Origin of the sequence: Flavobacterium sangjuense (genome assembly GCF_004797125.1) — a bacterium.
GTDB classification, from domain to species: domain Bacteria; phylum Bacteroidota; class Bacteroidia; order Flavobacteriales; family Flavobacteriaceae; genus Flavobacterium; species Flavobacterium sangjuense.
In genome coordinates this window covers 742,319-759,453 of sequence record NZ_CP038810.1, presented here as the reverse complement: position 1 = coordinate 759,453, position 17,135 = coordinate 742,319, and the positions used below count along the sequence as shown (strand labels likewise).

Annotated in this window: 18 protein-coding genes; 10 read left to right on the top strand and 8 right to left on the bottom strand. The window is 35.3% G+C overall.

The window, feature by feature from the left end:
• Positions 1-53: 53 nt before the first annotated feature.
• Genes hemF through hemA form a run of 5 tightly spaced genes read right to left on the bottom strand, consistent with a single transcriptional unit; the run spans position 54 to position 4,889 of the window.
• Positions 54-956 carry an oxygen-dependent coproporphyrinogen oxidase gene (gene hemF, locus GS03_RS03360; RefSeq protein ID WP_136151157.1) on the bottom strand — a complete coding sequence of 301 codons (903 nt, stop codon included), beginning with the start codon at positions 954-956 and terminating at the stop codon, positions 54-56.
• Complete coding sequence (gene hemE / locus GS03_RS03355) at positions 957-1,982, bottom strand: uroporphyrinogen decarboxylase (RefSeq protein WP_136151156.1); 1,026 nt, start codon at positions 1,980-1,982, stop codon at positions 957-959.
• 1 nt (position 1,983) lies between these two features.
• A complete protein-coding gene (locus tag GS03_RS03350) occupies positions 1,984-2,652 on the bottom strand; it encodes a uroporphyrinogen-III synthase (protein WP_136151155.1) in 669 nt (222 codons plus the stop codon).
• Positions 2,652-3,578 (bottom strand): hydroxymethylbilane synthase, encoded by a 927-nt coding sequence (gene hemC / locus GS03_RS03345; RefSeq protein ID WP_136153052.1) that lies wholly within the window; start codon positions 3,576-3,578, stop codon positions 2,652-2,654. Before hemC ends, GS03_RS03350 begins: the two co-directional genes overlap by 1 nt.
• A 51-nt stretch (positions 3,579-3,629) precedes the next feature.
• Positions 3,630-4,889, bottom strand: a complete 1,260-nt coding sequence (hemA, locus tag GS03_RS03340; protein WP_136151154.1) for a glutamyl-tRNA reductase — start codon at positions 4,887-4,889, stop codon at positions 3,630-3,632.
• 228 nt (positions 4,890-5,117) lie between these two features.
• Between hemA and GS03_RS03335 the strand changes: the two genes are divergently transcribed.
• Genes GS03_RS03335 through GS03_RS03310 form a run of 6 tightly spaced genes read left to right on the top strand, consistent with a single transcriptional unit; the run spans position 5,118 to position 10,505 of the window.
• Positions 5,118-5,990, top strand: coding sequence for an AraC family transcriptional regulator (locus GS03_RS03335; RefSeq protein ID WP_136151153.1), 873 nt, complete (start codon positions 5,118-5,120; stop codon positions 5,988-5,990).
• 35 nt (positions 5,991-6,025) lie between these two features.
• Positions 6,026-7,039, top strand: coding sequence for a ferrochelatase (hemH, locus tag GS03_RS03330; RefSeq protein WP_136151152.1), 1,014 nt, complete (start codon positions 6,026-6,028; stop codon positions 7,037-7,039).
• Between the two features lie 5 nt (positions 7,040-7,044).
• Positions 7,045-7,692: a hypothetical protein gene (locus GS03_RS03325; RefSeq protein ID WP_136151151.1), complete on the top strand. Its 648-nt coding sequence runs from the start codon at positions 7,045-7,047 to the stop codon at positions 7,690-7,692.
• A 1-nt stretch (position 7,693) separates the two neighbouring features.
• On the top strand, positions 7,694-8,239 hold the full coding sequence (locus GS03_RS03320; RefSeq protein ID WP_136151150.1) for a CopD family protein: 546 nt from the start codon (positions 7,694-7,696) through the stop codon (positions 8,237-8,239).
• Positions 8,240-8,297: 58 nt separating this feature from the next.
• A complete protein-coding gene (locus GS03_RS03315; RefSeq protein WP_136153051.1) occupies positions 8,298-9,710 on the top strand; it encodes a sensor histidine kinase in 1,413 nt (470 codons plus the stop codon).
• 12 nt (positions 9,711-9,722) lie between these two features.
• Positions 9,723-10,505 carry an enoyl-CoA hydratase/isomerase family protein gene (locus GS03_RS03310; protein WP_136151149.1) on the top strand — a complete coding sequence of 261 codons (783 nt, stop codon included), beginning with the start codon at positions 9,723-9,725 and terminating at the stop codon, positions 10,503-10,505.
• A 30-nt stretch (positions 10,506-10,535) separates the two neighbouring features.
• On the opposite strand, the gene GS03_RS03305 is transcribed toward GS03_RS03310, so the two are convergent.
• From GS03_RS03305 to GS03_RS03295, 3 genes are all read right to left on the bottom strand, one after another.
• Positions 10,536-11,189, bottom strand: a complete 654-nt coding sequence (locus tag GS03_RS03305) for an HD domain-containing protein (RefSeq protein ID WP_136151148.1) — start codon at positions 11,187-11,189, stop codon at positions 10,536-10,538.
• Positions 11,190-11,294: 105 nt separating this feature from the next.
• A complete protein-coding gene (locus GS03_RS03300; RefSeq protein ID WP_136151147.1) occupies positions 11,295-12,284 on the bottom strand; it encodes an acyl-ACP desaturase in 990 nt (329 codons plus the stop codon).
• A gap of 3 nt (positions 12,285-12,287) precedes the next feature.
• The gene (locus tag GS03_RS03295) at positions 12,288-13,022 is read right to left on the bottom strand and encodes a lysophospholipid acyltransferase family protein (RefSeq protein ID WP_136151146.1); all 735 of its coding nucleotides are present in this window, start codon (positions 13,020-13,022) and stop codon (positions 12,288-12,290) included.
• A 237-nt stretch (positions 13,023-13,259) separates the two neighbouring features.
• On the opposite strand from GS03_RS03295, the gene recA reads away from it, so the two are divergent.
• From recA to GS03_RS03275, 4 genes are all read left to right on the top strand, one after another.
• Positions 13,260-14,264 carry a recombinase RecA gene (gene recA / locus GS03_RS03290; protein WP_136151145.1) on the top strand — a complete coding sequence of 335 codons (1,005 nt, stop codon included), beginning with the start codon at positions 13,260-13,262 and terminating at the stop codon, positions 14,262-14,264.
• A gap of 103 nt (positions 14,265-14,367) precedes the next feature.
• Complete coding sequence (locus tag GS03_RS03285) at positions 14,368-14,850, top strand: hypothetical protein (RefSeq protein ID WP_246034161.1); 483 nt, start codon at positions 14,368-14,370, stop codon at positions 14,848-14,850.
• A 21-nt stretch (positions 14,851-14,871) separates the two neighbouring features.
• Complete coding sequence (locus GS03_RS03280) at positions 14,872-15,423, top strand: RNA polymerase sigma factor (protein WP_136151144.1); 552 nt, start codon at positions 14,872-14,874, stop codon at positions 15,421-15,423.
• A complete protein-coding gene (locus tag GS03_RS03275; RefSeq protein ID WP_136151143.1) occupies positions 15,420-17,045 on the top strand; it encodes a porin family protein in 1,626 nt (541 codons plus the stop codon). Before GS03_RS03280 ends, GS03_RS03275 begins: the two co-directional genes overlap by 4 nt.
• Positions 17,046-17,135 lie beyond the last annotated feature (90 nt).

Here is a 17,135-nt window from a genome sequence, read left to right as displayed (position 1 = left end):
TTTATTTTTCTCGCAAAGGCGGAAAGGCACAAAGCGAATGTTTTTTGACTATTTTATATCCAATCTATAGGATTTTCTAATACTTTAATTAATTTTTCTTCTGCGCTTCCGGCTTCAGGATGATGATCATAAACCCATTGCACATGTGGTGGTAAACTCATCAAAATCGATTCGATTCGACCGTTGGTTTTTAATCCAAATAGAGTTCCTTTATCGTGTACCAAATTGAATTCGACATAACGGCCACGACGGATTTCCTGCCAGGTTTTTTGTGCTTCTGTATAGTTTAAATCTTTTCTTCTTTCTACAATTGGAACGTAAGCTTCGAGGAAACTATTGCCAACTTCTGAAACAAAGTTAAACCAATCTTCCATTTTCATAGCTTCAGATTCTTTACAATAATCGAAAAACAAACCACCTATTCCGCGTGCTTCATTTCGGTGTGCGTTCCAAAAATACCCATCACATTGTTTTTTATATTTTGGATAAAACTCGGAATTATGTTTATCACAGGCCGTTTTACAGGTTTGGTGAAAATGTTTCGCATCTTCTTCAAACAGATAATAAGGCGTTAAATCCTGTCCGCCACCAAACCATGAGTTAATTATATTTCCACTATCATCATACATTTCGAAATATCTCCAATTGGCATGAACGGTTGGCACCATCGGACTTTTTGGATGAATCACCAAACTCAATCCGCAGGCAAAAAAATCGGCTTCGCCAACGTTGAACATCTTTTGCATTGCTTCGGGTAATTTTCCGTGAACAGCAGAAATGTTTACACCACCTTTTTCAAAAACTTCCCCATTCTCAATCACACGTGTTCTTCCTCCACCGCCTTCTGGTCGTTCCCAAATATCTTCACGGAATTTGGCAACACCATCAACGGATTCAAGACCTGAACAGATTTGGTCCTGTAAATTTTGTATGTATGAAAAAAACTTATCTTTCATTTATGATTTATATTCCTTAACCGCTTCAATAAAAGCTTTCGCATGATCTACCGGAATATTTGGTAAAATTCCGTGACCAAGGTTTACGATATAATTGTCTTTCCCGAATTCGTTTATCATTTCGTGAACCATTTTTTTGATGGTTGGAATTGGAGAAAGCAAACGACTTGGATCAAAATTTCCTTGCAATGTGATTCTTCCGCCAGATAAATAACGTGCATTTCTAGCTGAGCATGTCCAGTCAACACCTAGCGCTGAGGCTTTTGATTTTGCCATGTCATTTAAGGCAAACCAGCATCCTTTCCCGAATACGATAACCTTGGTGTCTTCGGCTAATGCATCTACAATTTGGTTGATGTACGGCCATGAAAATTCGTTATAATCAACTGGCGATAACATTCCGCCCCACGAATCAAAAATCTGAATAGCGTTGCAGCCTGCTTTTACTTTTTCTTTTAAATATAAAATTGTAGTGTCGGTTATTTTTTGCAATAAAGTATGAGCCGCTACCGGATTTGAAAAGCAAAATCCTTTGGCTGTGTCAAAACTTTTGGAACCTTTCCCTTCTACAGCATAACAAAAAATTGTCCATGGTGAACCTGCGAAACCAATTAACGGAACCTCATCGTTTAGCATTTCTTTTGTCAATTTTATGGCATCAAAAACGTAACCCAAAGTCTCGTGAACATCCGGAACAAAGGTTTTATTCACATCTTCCATCGTTCGGATTGGGTTTGGAATAATTGGTCCCAAATTGTCTTTTAGTTCCACGTGAATTCCCATCGCGCGAGGCACAACCAAAATATCCGAAAACAAAATCGCTGCATCCGGTTTTACAATTCTGATTGGCTGAACGGTGATTTCAGCTGCTAATTCAGGAGTTTCACAACGTGTAAAGAAATCATATTTATCGCGCAACGCACGGAATTCCGGTAAATATCTTCCTGCCTGACGCATCATCCAAACTGGTGGGCGTTCAACGGTTTCGTTATTTAAGGCTCTTAAAAAAAGGTCGTTTTTAATCATTTTATTGTCTATAATATTCTATTGTCTTCATAATTACGCTTTCAACCGTTGGCTGATTGGCGATAATTCTGTTTGGTGTTACATATTTTAATGCTTCAGCTGTTGTGTTGCCAATGCAAAAGCAATCTTCATTTTCAATTTTATTTTCCTGCAAATAACTTTTAACTCCGGATGGACTAAAAAATAGTATCCCACTTGGTGTGAAAGTAATTTTATGTGTTGTTAGAATCGTTTCATAAACTTCAATCTCATCTAACGTAATTTCAACTAATCGCAACGCGTCTGGCAAAAAGTCTCTACGGATATTTCCACAAAAAAAGGTAAAACTGTTTTTCGCATATTGGTTACAAATAAGTGACGCTAATTCGGCAGCATAATCAGAATCGGCTACCACTTCAAAATCATTTTCTTCCAACAGTGCTTTGGTCTTTTCACCAACACAAAAACATTTTCTGCTTTTTATTTCAGCTAACCTTTTATTTCTAAGAACACTTTCGACTGCATTTTGACTTGTAAAAATCAGATAGTCGTTTATTGTTTCAATCTCAAAATCCTTGTTTTGAATACGAATAAAATCTTCATCAAAAACTGAAAAATCCGCACTCAACAAGGTTTGCTTTTGTTTATCAGAAAGCTTCTTGGTTGATACTATGCGAATTTGATTTTGCATTACTTTTTCAATTCGTTTTTGATTTTCTTCATCAGTTCTGCTCCTCCATTTTCTAAAATTTCCTGAGCCGAATTAAATCCTAATTTTTTCCACTCCGAAATGTCGACCGCCTTTTCAATTTCCAGTTTTTGCTTCCCGTCAATAGATAACAAAACCCCTTTGAAATCTATAGTATCGTCATGTTCGTTATACTTTGCTAAAGCTCCAATTGGCGCTGTACAACCGCCCTCGAGAGTTCGCAAAAATTGCCTTTCGATATACGTGCAAATTTCGGTTTCGATATCATTGAGTTGTGAAACAGCATCAATAGTAAACCCATCATTTTCCATCGCGACGATAACCATTGCTCCTTGTGCCGATGCCGGAATCATCCAATCTAAATTGGTAAAACTATCCGGTTTTAGATTAATTCGTTCCAAACCTGCTGCGGCAAATACTGCTCCGTTCCAATCGTTATCTTTCAGTTTTTGCATTCTGGTATTCACGTTTCCGCGTAAATCGACAACGGTATGATTTGGGTATTTATTCCACCATTGTGCCTGACGACGTAAACTTCCGGTTGCGATTGTTCCGTTATTTTCAAGAAAGCTTAAATCACCTTTATGTACCAAAATGTCCAACACATTCGCACGTTCTAAAACTGCTGCCTGCACGATTCCTTTTGGTAAAGCTGTTGGCACATCTTTCATCGAATGCACTGCAATATCGACTTGCCCATTTATCATGGCAATGTCTAAGGTTTTGGTAAAAATTCCGGTGATTCCGAGTTCGTAAAGTGGTTTGTCAAGAATGATATCACCATCTGATTTAACCGCGACAATTTCTGTTTTATAGCCTAAATCTTGAAGTTGTTTTTGAACCGTGTGGGCTTGCCAAAGTGCTAGTTCGCTATCGCGCGTTCCTATTCGTATTGTTTTTTCTTTCACTTTGAGCATTATTTTTTTATTATTCTCGCAGAGGCGCAGAGACGCTAAGTTTTAAAAAAATGATTTCTCTTGTTCCAATTGAAATACTTTTTCAATCCACTCAATTCCTTCATCCATTGAATCGCCATCTTTTAGGTGATTTACAAAATGATTTGTGATTTTTTGGATGATTTTATTGCTGATTAATTCGGCTTGCTCTTCGTCAAAATTGGAATTCTTTTTACGTTGCGCATTCAACTCACTTTCTTTAATGGCATTTAATTTTTCTTTCAACGCCTGAATGGTTGGGGCAAACTTTCTGTTTTTTGTCCAAGCTGTAAATTCTTCTTTGATTTCATCAATGATGGCTTCAGCTGCCGGTATGTGTAGTTTTCTATTCTCTAATGTTTCATCTGTAATTTGGGAAAGATGATCCAGGTGAATCAACGTCACGCCTTCTATATCCTGAACATTTTCGTTTACATTTTTCGGAATCGATAAATCTAAAATCAACAATGGTTTTTTCAGATTCAAAATTGCTTTGTCAATTGTTGGGTTTTGAGCACCGGTTGCCACGACAACTATATCTGCCTTTTGTAATTCTAACTGCAAATCGGCATAATCTTTTACGATTAGATCCAGCTTTTGAGCAAGTTTCTCCGCTTTATCTTTTGTTCTGTTGATTAAGGTTATATGGTCGTGTTTGGTATGTTTAACCAAATTTTCGCAAGTGTTTCTGCCAATTTTTCCGGTTCCGAAAAGTAGGATGTTTTTATTCGCAATGTCTTCTACGTTTCTAATAATATATTGTACCGAAGCAAATGAAACCGAAGTTGCGCCAGTTGAAATCTCCGTATCCGTTTTAATTTTTTTGCTGGCCTGGATAACTGAATTTAGTAGTCTTTCCATGAAAGAATTTACTAATCCGTTTGATTTACTTTGGATAAATGCAATTTTTAATTGACTGATAATCTCGAAATCTCCAAGAATTTGGCTGTCTAAACCAGTTCCAACACGGAACATATGACTAACAGCATCTTGATTTTTGTAGATATAAGCCACTTCCTGAAATTCTTCAACTGTTCCTTGACTGTTTTCGCAAAGCAATTTGATTAACTGATATGGATGATTGGCAAAACCATAAATTTCGGTTCTATTGCAAGTTGAAGTAACGATTAGCGATTCAATTCCTTCAGCTTCGGCTTGCATCAGCAAGGTCGATTTAGCTTTGGCATCCAAACTAAATTTCCCTCTTACCTTAGCATCTGCTTTCTTATAACTCAACCCGATGGCGTAAAATGAAGTGTGCTTCGTCATATTAAAATTTTCCATATTATACTTTCCTTAAAAAGTTCAACAAAAATATTACTAACCAATTTATAAAAGTAACGCTGTAAGGACTTTTTGTATCGCTGTGAGATATTTTAAACCAAAATGCTATATACAACGTAAATTCTATTAAATTTGTACTGAAATCAAGTGCTCGTAACTTCTTTATGTAGACTCGTTCTAAATAATATTTTTGCTTGACTTCAAAAACATATACGAAAAAATATCGCTATGGGTTCTCAAGAGGAAATAAAAATTGAAAATGATTTTATTTTAATTCGATTTCAGAATGATGGAAATGAAAATTTTTATGTAAAAAGGCCTATTACACAAGGGCTTATTCAATTTCACTTTGGCATAAAAGGAAAGGCAAAATTTGTTTTCAATGAAGGAACTTATGCCTTAGAATTAAAAGATGAAAAGTCACTTTTGTTCTATAATCCACAAAAAGAATTGCCGCTAAATTTAGAATTAGCACCAAATTCATGGGTGATTTCCGTGATAATTTCGATTCAAAAATTCCACGGATTGTTTTCAAATGATGCCAATCATATTCCGTTTTTGAGCGAAGAAAATAAAGACCGGAAATATTATAAAGAGAACGATATAAGTCCGTCAATGGCAATTGTTCTTAGCCAACTCTTTCATTACAACTTAAATCCACAGATTAAAAACCTGTATTACAAAGGAAAAGGATACGAATTATTGAGCTTGTATTTCAATCGTTCTGAAGATCCAAATGCAGAACAATGTCCGTTTTTAGTTGATGAAGAAAACGTTTTAAAAATCAGAAAAGCAAAAGAAATTATCATCACCAATATGGCCGAACCTCCAGGTTTGGAAGAACTGGCAGATAAAGTTGGTTTGAGTCTGAAAAAACTAAAAATGGGTTTCAAACAGATTTATGGCGATACGGTTTATGGTTATTTATTCGATCATAAAATGGATTATGCCCGACAATTATTGGATTCCGGTTCTTATAACGTAAATGAAGTTGGGCTAAAAATTGGTTACAGCACCGGAAGCCATTTTATTGCGGCTTTCAAGAAAAAGTTTGCCACAACACCAAAGAAATATTTGATGTCATTAAACCAAAACGCATAACACAAAAAGAGTATTATTTTATATAAAATTGCCAAATGAAAGGAGTATTATTAGTAAACCTAGGTTCACCCGAAAGCCCAACACCAAAAGACGTAAAGCCTTATTTAGATGAATTTTTGATGGATAAATACGTAATAGATGTTCCGTATTTATTGCGCGCTTTATTAGTCAGAGGAATTATTCTGCAAACGCGTCCTAAAAATTCCGCTCATGCGTATAGCCAAATATGGACACCGGAAGGTTCGCCACTGATTGTGTTTTCAAAAAAAATGCATCAAAAAGTTGAAAAATTGGTTGATGTTCCAGTGGCTTTAGCCATGCGTTACGGCACGATGACCATTCAAAAGGGATTGCAGGAACTGAAAGACAAAGGCGTTACCGAAGTAATGTTGTTGGCTTTATATCCGCAGTATGCAATGGCATCAACTACTACCATTTGGGCTTTAGCCGATGAATTACAAAAATCGCATTTCCCGGAAATGACCATCACCAAAGTTCCGGCATTTTATAACAAACCCGATTTTATTCAGGCTTTGGCCAATTCTATCAAAAAGCATTTGAGCAACTTTGAATACGATCATTTATTGTTTTCGTATCACGGAATTCCAAAAAGACATATCCGTAAAACTGATGTGACGAAATCGCATTGCACTATTGATGGAAAATGCTGTGTAACAGATTCGCCTGCTCATGAATTTTGTTATCGCCACCAATGTTATGAAACAACAAGACAAGTAGTGGAATTATTGGGAATTCCGGAAGGAAAATACAGCCAAACTTTTCAATCGCGCTTAGCAGGAGACAAATGGTTAACGCCTTATACTGATGTTGAAATAAACAAAATGCCCGAAAAAGGAATTAAGAAATTGGCCGTTGTAACTCCGGCTTTCGTTGCTGATTGTTTGGAAACCTTGGAAGAAATTGCCATGCGTGCCAACGAAGAATTTAAATCCCACGGCGGCGAAGAATTTTTTGCCGTTCCATGTATGAATGATGAAGACGAATGGTGTGGTGTTGTGGCCAATTGGATAAAAGAATGGAATAAATAACTTTTATGAAAATAGGTAGTTTGTTTTTGATTGCTGTTTTGTTTTTTTCATGTACAAAAAAGTCAACTTCTGATAATACGGAAACGGGTACGCATGAAACCGTTTCGGTTGATAAACAAAACTCTGATTGGCAGGCTGGATTTAATTTAACCCATGATATTGATGTTGATTCAATCAATGGAAAACCTGTCCGCTTTTATGTGAAAAATAAAAAATGTCATCAGCTTGCAATTGATTTCTATTATGGAAAATATCGTCCTACCGATGAAGAACGAACAGACACGCTACTTTCTTTAGCTGTTTCGGAAGACAATGATTTGAGGCCATTTTACCGATGGATTTTGAATAAGACCATTTTAATTGCCGATGGTGCTCTTGGCGAATACACAGGAGTTCCGGCAAGAGAATATGCTGAGAAATTCCCCGAAGAGTTTTTTGAGTATATGGAAATCGATAAGTCCAATGAAAAATATAATTTTTGGACGGAATCCATACAGTATAGCGGATTTTATGATACTGATGATTATAAAAACCCGGAAGCAATCAGAAAACAATTGATATCAACTATGGTTAAAAACAGTAATAAAGATTTGAAAAAGAGAATTACTAAATTCGCTTTAGATTGTTTTCCAAACAAAAGTAATTTAGATTAATATGGAACTCTACAACTACATAAAATCGCTTCACCTCATCTTTGTCATCACTTGGTTTGCGGGTTTGTTTTACATCGTTCGGTTGTTTGTTTACCAAATTGAAGCCAACGACAAACCTTCGCCCGAGAAAGAAATTCTGCAAAAACAATACAAAATAATGGCGTATCGTTTGTGGTACATCATCACCTGGCCAAGTGCTTTTTTGGCAGTGTTTTTTGCCATTTGGTTGTTATTGATAATGCCGGTTTGGTTGCAAATGCCATGGATGCAGATCAAATTGGTATTTGTAGTTTTACTAATTGCCTACCAGATAAAATGTCATCTTATTTATAAAGAGTTACAAAACGATATATTTAAACACAGCTCCAATTTCATGCGATTGTGGAATGAAGGCGCAACGATTATTCTGTTTGCCGTTGTTTTTTTAGTAATTTTAAAAAATGCTTTCAACTGGATTTATGGCGTCATCGGAATCGTTTTATTTTCAGTTTTGATAATGCTTGGGTTTAAATTTTACAAACGTATTCGCGAGAAAAACAAATCTTAAAATGCTCAACGGCTTAAAAATGTCAATGCTTTCACTTCGAATTAGGATTTTCCTATCGATGATTATATTGATATTAATTGCTTCCATTTTGATGGCTTCCATCTCGATTATTCAGTTTAAAAATGAAGCCAAAGATTACCATCAGAAACGTTTAGACCAAAAAGAATTCGCTATAAAAGAGCATATCAATTATGTGCTGGCTAATACCACTTATCCGCTTACGGAAAAAAATCTTCCTTTAATTTTTAAGGATAAAATTCACGAATTAGCAGACATCCACAACCTTGAAATCAATATTTATGGCCTGAACGGGATGTTATTAAAATCATCCAAAGCTTCCTTTTCTGTTGACAAAGTAGCGCCGCCAATTCCGAATTATGTTCTGAAATTGGTTCAGTCTTCTGTAGAAAAAAGATACGTTGATATCAAAAGTGTCAACGGTGTCAAAAACCGATCTTCGTATAGCCAAATCAAAGATGACAAGTTTAAACCGTTGGGCATTTTAAACATTCCTTATGTAGAAGATGATGGTTTTTATGAAACGGAATTACAGCAATTTCTACTGCGTTTGAGCCAGGTTTATTCCTTTATGTTAATTATCGCATTTGCTTTGGCGTATTTCCTTGCGAGTTATATTACCAAATCGTTAAAGACTATTTCGGATAAAATAAATGAAACAAGCCTGAACCAAAAGAACGAGAAAATCGTTATTGAAGCTAACAGCAGAGAAATCAATTCATTGATAAACGCCTATAATCAAATGGTGGACAAACTGGAAGATAGTGCCACGATGCTTGCCCAAAGCGAACGGGAACAGGCTTGGCGCGAAATGGCAAAACAAGTAGCACACGAAATCAAAAATCCGTTGACGCCAATGCGTTTGACAGTACAAAGTTTCCAGCGAAAATTTGATGCCAATGATCCCGAATTAAAACAAAAACTCAACGATTATTCCAAGACTTTAATTCAGCAGATTGATACGATGAGTGCTGTGGCTTCTGCGTTTTCAAACTTTGCTTCGATGCCGGCGCAACAAAATGAAACGCTAAATGTGGTTCAGGTTGTGGAATTGGCTTTGGATATTTTCAATGAAGATTTTATTGTTTTTAAAAGCAATAAAGAATATGTGATTTCGAAATTGGACAGAACACAATTGATTCGGATTATCACCAATTTGGTTAAAAACGCCATTCAATCCATTCCGGATGAACAGGAAGAAAAGAAAGTTTTGGTTTCGGTTAACGAAGTGGAAAACGATGTTATCATCACTGTTGAAGACAATGGAATTGGTATAGATTCTGAAAATATTGATCATGTTTTTGAACCTAAATTTACCACAAAAACCAGCGGAATGGGTTTAGGTTTAGGAATTATAAAAAACATTATAGAAAATTACAAAGGAACTATTACTTTTGAAACAGAACTCGGTAAAGGAACAACGTTTTTTGTTTCGCTGCCTATTGTTAAATAAAACATCATAACCATGAACTTCGAAAACATACTCGTTGCGGTAGAAAACGGCATTGGACAAATCACCATCAATCGCCCGTCAAAATTAAATGCGCTCAATGTAGCGACAATTCAGGAATTGCACGATGCTTTCGAAAGTCTGGAAAGCAATACTGATGTCAGAGTTATAATCATTACCGGAGAAGGTGAAAAGGCTTTTGTAGCTGGTGCTGATATTTCAGAATTTGCTAACTTTTCTATTGAAGAAGGTGCGCAATTAGCCGCTCAGGGTCAAGAATTGCTTTTTGATTTTGTTGAGAATTTAAAAAAACCAACCATTGCTGCCGTTAATGGTTTTGCACTTGGTGGTGGACTAGAATTAGCGATGGCATGTCATTTCAGAATTGCTTCCGATAATGCCAAAATGGGTTTGCCGGAAGTTTCTCTTGGCGTAATTCCGGGTTATGGCGGAACGCAACGTTTGCCACAATTAATCGGTAAAGGACGTGCAATGGAAATGATAATGACTGCAGGAATGGTTTCTGCTGAAGATGCTTTTCGTGCCGGTTTAGTCAACCATGTTGTGCCACAGGCTGAACTTTTAGATTTTACAAAAGGCATCGCAACCCGAATTATGAGAAATTCTCCTTTCGCCATCGGTAGAGCCATAAAATGTGTCAATGCCAACTTCAAAGAAGGTATAAATGGTTATGAAACCGAAATCAGAAACTTTGGTAAATGTTTTGGCACCGAAGATTTTAAGGAAGGAACAACTGCATTTTTGGAAAAGAGAAAAGCTGAGTTTAAAGGGAAATAAACAAAAAAGGAGAACTAAATGTTCTCCTTGTTATTTCTCCCCTTCCCATTCGGCATAAAACTGCGAAAGGAAATTTTCCATGTATTTGTGACGTGCTTCAGCTATTTTTTTACCTGTCGGCGTATTCATCTTGTCTTTTAACAAAAGTAGTTTTTCATAGAAATGATTCAATGTTGGCGATTCGGAAGCTTTGTATTCTTCCTTGCTCATATTGAATTTTGGTGCAATTGCCGGATTGTATAACGCTCTGTTTTTAAAGCCTCCATAATTGAAACATCTTGCAATTCCGATGGCACCAATGGCATCTAATCTATCGGCATCCTGAACAATCTGCAATTCTTTTGAGTTAAACTGCTGCCCAAAATTTCCGCCTTTAAACGAAATATTTTCAATAATGTTGATGACATGAACGATTGTTTCTTCGGAAACATTTTCAGCTTCCAGAAAAGCCCGGGCGGTTCTTGGACCAACGGTTTCATCACCATCGTGGAATTTACTGTCGGCAATATCGTGAAGCAGCGCACCTAGTTTGACAACGGTTATATCGCAATCTTCTTCCTGGGCAATTAAAAGTGAATTTTTGTAAACGCGTTCAATGTGAAACCAATCGTGTCCGCCTTCGGCATTTTCCAATTTTTCTTTTACAAACGCAATGGTAGTATTTATTAATTGAGCTGAATCCATTATTTTAATTAAAAAATGTTGCCTTGAAATACAACAAGACAACATCTATTCTCTATTTTCTTTTCTCTCTTGTCACCCTGAGCGCAGTCGAAGGGCTGTTTTCTATTATTTTATCATTGCCGGTTCAACCCATTTAAAAATGGTAGATTCAGCCGGAATCACTAATCTTTCGGAAACTTTTGCCATTCTGGCTGGTAATTTCATTAGATAATCTCTGGCTTTTTCGGCTTCATCTGTCAAGCCGGAAAGCTTATCTATTTCCCATTTTTCGATTAGCTTTTGCATAATATCAACATAATCTGAAGCGGTGTAAACACCTATTCGTTGAGCTGAATCTGAAAAATTTAAAAAAGCAGAACTTATTTTCTCGCCTGATTCTCTTAAGAATTGAGCTGGCATAACAATTTTTTGCTTCATCATATAGTTGAATGCCAATAACATTTCGCTTGGATCAACTTTAAAAATCTGAGTTACAAATTCGCTGTAAGCATGATGATGACGCATTTCGTCACCGGCAATCATTTTACATATTTTTGATAATTTCTTATCGCCGTATTGTTTTGCTATTTGTGAAACTCTATTGTGTGAAATGTAAGTTGCTAATTCCTGAAAACTAGTATAAACAAAGTTCTTATATGGATCGCGTCCAGTTCCGATATCGAATCCATCAGCAATTAAATGTTGTGTTGTGATTTCAACTTCGCGCATATTTACACGACCTGATAAGTACAAGTATTTGTTCAACAAATCACCATGACGGTTTTCTTCACCTGTCCATTGACGAACCCATTTACTCCAAGGATTATTTTCAACCTGACCAACACCGTCAACATCCATCAACCAGGATTCGTAGGTTGGCAAAGCTTCTTCGGTAATGGTATCACCAACAAGTGTCACCCAAAAATCATAGGGTAAGTCTTTCGCTATTTCACGTAACTCTTTTACCTCTTCAAAGAAATTTTCATCTTCAGAATTAGGTAAAAAATCTGATGGCTGCCAAATTTTTTCGATTGGAATCAAGAACTCGTCCATGAATCCTTCTACTTTATTTTCCAGAAATTGCATTACTTCCAGACGAATATTATGTGTTGACATTGTTTAGTTTTTAATAGATTGTATTACTGCTTTTTCTGTTTTCTCCATCAATACATCAAAAGGAAAGTCTTTTACAGCAATGGCTTCGTGAATTATAAATTGCAAATGATTTCCCAAACCCATTGGGAAAGCTCCAAATTTAACCATTTTCCACGAATTATTTATAGTTATTGGCACAACATATGCAGAAGGCGCGTATTTACATAAGATTTTTAAGCCACTTTGGGCAAATTCTTTAGGTTTTCCGTTTTTACTTCTGGTTCCTTCCGGAAAAATGACAGCAGAGCGTTTATATTTTTCAATGTATTCTGACATTTCTTTTATCAGCGGAATGGCTTGCTTTGGATCTTTTCTGTCAATAAGAATAGAACCGCCATGACGAAGATTATAAGAAACACTCGGAATGCCTTTCCCTAATTCTTTTTTACTGACAAACTTGGCGTGAAAACGTCGCAAATACCAAATAATTCCAACGATATCATACAGGCTCTGATGGTTGGAAACAAATATAATTGGGACATCTTTTGGAATAGTATCTCTGTTTTCAAAAGTATATCTTGTCCCTAAAATGTTGGTGCATTTGGTCAAAAAAAAGTTCAAACAATCTACACTTTTTTTATGCGCCTGATAGCCAAAAACATTCAAACAAATCCATTGAATAGGATGAAAAATAACCAGGCACAATCCAAAACAAAGATAGTATACGACTGAAATTGGATATGAAATAAGCTTTTCCATGATTTAAAAATAGAGAACAAAAATATAAAAAATCAAGGGGATGAAATATAAAAAGAGGTTAAAAAACACTTTTTAAAATTTTAAGAAAATATACACTTTTAGTATACCTGTTTAAAATCAAACCCATGTATCTTTATTGATAATCAAAGTGTCAAAATAATTTGTTCAAAACTCCTCTGATTTGTATCCTATAACATTAAAAAAAGCATTATTTTTATGCCACAAAATTTAGAAAAAATGAGTTCAGAAAAAGAAGCCAAATTAAAAGCATTACAATTAACGTTAGATAAATTAGACAAAGCATACGGAAAAGGAACCGTAATGAAAATGGGCGATAAAGCCGTGGAAGAAGTGGAAACTATTCCTTCCGGTTCGCTTGGTTTAGATTTGGCTTTGGGAGTAAATGGTTATCCAAGAGGAAGAGTTATTGAAATATATGGTCCCGAATCTTCGGGAAAAACAACCTTAACATTGCATGCCATTGCCGAAGCACAAAAAGCGGGTGGAATTGCAGCCTTTATTGATGCGGAACATGCTTTCGATAGAAATTATGCGGAAAAATTAGGCGTAGATATTGAAAATTTAATCATTTCACAACCTGACAATGGAGAGCAGGCTTTGGAAATTGCAGAGAACTTAATTCGTTCCGGTGCTATTGACATCGTTGTTATCGACTCGGTTGCTGCGTTAACTCCGAAAAGTGAAATCGAAGGCGAAATGGGTGATTCTAAAATGGGATTACACGCTCGTTTGATGTCGCAGGCGTTGAGAAAATTAACAGGAACTATAAGCAAAACAAATTGTACCGTCTTTTTCATCAATCAGTTGAGAGAAAAAATTGGTGTTATGTTTGGAAATCCGGAAACTACAACCGGTGGAAATGCTTTGAAATTCTATGCTTCAGTTCGTTTAGACATTCGTCGTTCATCACAAATCAAAGATGGTGAAAACGTAATCGGAAACAGAACTAAAGTAAAAGTGGTAAAAAATAAAGTCGCGCCGCCTTTTAAAACTGCAGAATTTGATATTATGTATGGAGAAGGTGTTTCAAAAACAGGAGAAATTCTGGATTTGGCTGTTGAATTTGAAATCATCAAAAAAGCAGGTTCATGGTTTAGCTATGGCGATACAAAACTAGGACAAGGAAGAGATGCTGTGAAAGTCCTGATAAAAGACAATCCGGAATTAGCCGATGAACTAGAACAAAAAATTAAAGATTATATTAAAGAAAGTAATTCATAGTAAACTAAACCATCCCGTTAAATTTTAACGGGATGATTTTTTTAGTACCTTAACGCAACCCTTTTTATAAAAAAGTATCATAACAACAAAATCGAAGATATTTATGAAATCGAAGATTCACGACACAAGCACCAGCGAACTGGTAAAACAATACCAAAAATATTATATAATGAGTAAAAAAATAGTTTCTCTTTTAGCTCTGTTTTTTATATTAAATTCTTGTTCTCCCGGTGACGATACCCAATATTCTTTTGGATTATTACCAATAGAAAGTGTTGAGATTCCTACCGAATTTACATTAGGGCAAACCTATCCAATAACTGTTCATTATACATTGCCAACAAGTTGCCATTACTTTAGTTCATTGTATTATGAAAAAAATTTAAACGTAAGGACTATAGCGGTTGAAACTATTGTAGAGCAAAGAAATAATTGTCTGGATTTGAGCGTTGAGGATGGTGCTTCTACCCATACATTTGATTTCCATGTAACAAGTAATGGCAGCTATATTTTTAAATTTTATCAAGGAAAGGATGATCTGGGAAATGATATTTTTCTAGAATATGAAGTGCCTGTGACGAATTAAATAACAATCAATTTTTGAAAATTGGATTTAAATCAGCTCATAAATGATTGCAAAAACAATGATAGAAAAGCACAAGAACAGTTATACAAATTGTATTCACCAAAACTGTTTGCGGCTTGCTTAAAATATTCACGTAATTATACTGAGGCTCAAGACAATTTACAAGATGGATTTATATTAATTTTTAATAAAATAGAACAATATTCGTTTAAAGGTTCTTTTGACGGCTGGCTAAAACGGGTTATGATTAACAATGTTTTACAACAATATAGAACTCAGACTTTTTTAAGTTTAGTAAATGAAGATGTTCCCGATGATGTTGAACTTGATATTGATGACGAGAATATATCATTAGATTATTTGCTAAAGATTATTCAGGAGTTGCCCGACAGGTACAGATTGGTTTTCAATCTTTATGTAAATGATGATTATTCGCATGCTGAAATTGCCGAAATGCTTTCCATTAATATTGGAACATCAAAATCAAATTTATCTCGTGCGCGAATGATTTTAAAAGAAAAAATAGAACAACATAAAAACGTTTCAAACAAAACGCTTCCTTCTGCAAAATGAGTGAAAGAAAGAACATAGATCGCCTTTTTCAAGAAAAATTCAAAGACTTCGAAGTAACTCCTTCGGAAGAAATTTGGGGAAATATTGAAGCAAAACTCAATCAAAAAAAGAAAAGAAGAGTAATTCCATTCTGGTGGAAATTATCAGGTGTTGCTGCAGTGTTTTTACTTGGGTTTCTAATCACGAAATCTATTTACAATCCGGGAATCAGCTCCGAAAATTCAGTTGTAAATGGAAGTAATCCAAACAAAACAGAGCGCCCAACTTCGAATGATATAAATAAAAATGCTGGTGAAATTAAAGCCGGAGATGATGCTATTGTAAATGAAAATAATTCTAACAATACAAACACAGAAGATGTAAATAAAAAGGAATTAAAAAATAACAGTCCCGTTTCTGATGCTGTCGCGAATACTGATGAAAAAGTGAAAAACAATACCGCTTCAGAAAACAAAACTAAAAAAACTATCTATTCTCCAAAATCTGCCGTTGCCGATAAAAAGCCATTCAATCATCGTTCTTTGAAAAACAAATCAAATCCTGATAAAAATAAAAGCACTAAGGCTGAATCTGTTTTTGAAAATTCTCAAAACCAAGTGGCTCAAAAAACCAACAGCAATAGATCTAAAGCTGAAACAAATCAAAATCTTGTTTTGAAACAAGACGAACAAGATAAACAAAATGGACTAACAGCTATTGACCAAAAAAATAAAACGTCAATTGAAAATAAAAACATCAATCTTGATGATTTAAAAGGAAGCGTTAATTCAAATATTGCAACAAAAGAAATTGAAAAGAAAGTAAACGACACAGCTTCCAAAAATAGTGTCGCTAATAATGAATTGGAAGAATTGCTTAATGAAAAAGAAAGCAAATTAAAGCAGGAATCTAAAAGAAATAGGTGGCAACTTACCTCAAATGTTGCCCCTATTTTTTTGGGTTCAATTTCAAATGGTTCGCCAATTGATTCAACGCTTACCAAAAATTCAAAATCGTATAATACAAATGTCGGTTTCGGACTTGGTGTAAGTTATGTTGTAAATAAAAAATTATCCGTTAGAACCGGCTTAAACAAAGTCAACATAAGTTATAATACTAATGACATCGTGTTCTTTACCGGACTTCAGGCTAAGATGTTAGCCAATGTTTCGCCAACAGCTTCGAGTTCGATGATACACGTAGAAACACCTAGCAGTAGAGCAATGGGTACAGCATCAGAAGATGGATTGTTGCCTTTTGAGAGTTCGATTGTACATGAAAACAGTGGCTATCTGAAACAGGAAATTGGCTATTTAGAAATGCCGGTCGAAATGACTTATTCTCTTTTTGATAAAAAATTCGGTCTAAAGATTATTGGCGGATTCAGCACACTTTTTTTACAAGACAATAGTATTTCAATTGTTTCAGAAGATAGAAATGTATTGCTCGGGAAAGCAAATAATTTAAGCGATGTCCACTTCAGTACCAATTTGGGATTGGGAATAAAATATGGTTTTATGAAATCTTTTGAATTCAATTTAGAACCAACAGTAAAATATCAATTGAATACCTTTAGCTCAAATGCTGGTAATTTCAAGCCTTATATCTTTGGGATTTACAGCGGGTTTAGCTATCGATTTTAGTTAAGGTTTGTTTTAAAATTAGTTAGAAGGTGTTATTGCTTCCGAGTAATAACGGAAAAGAGTTCGGTCCTGAAGTTTTGGAACGGACTC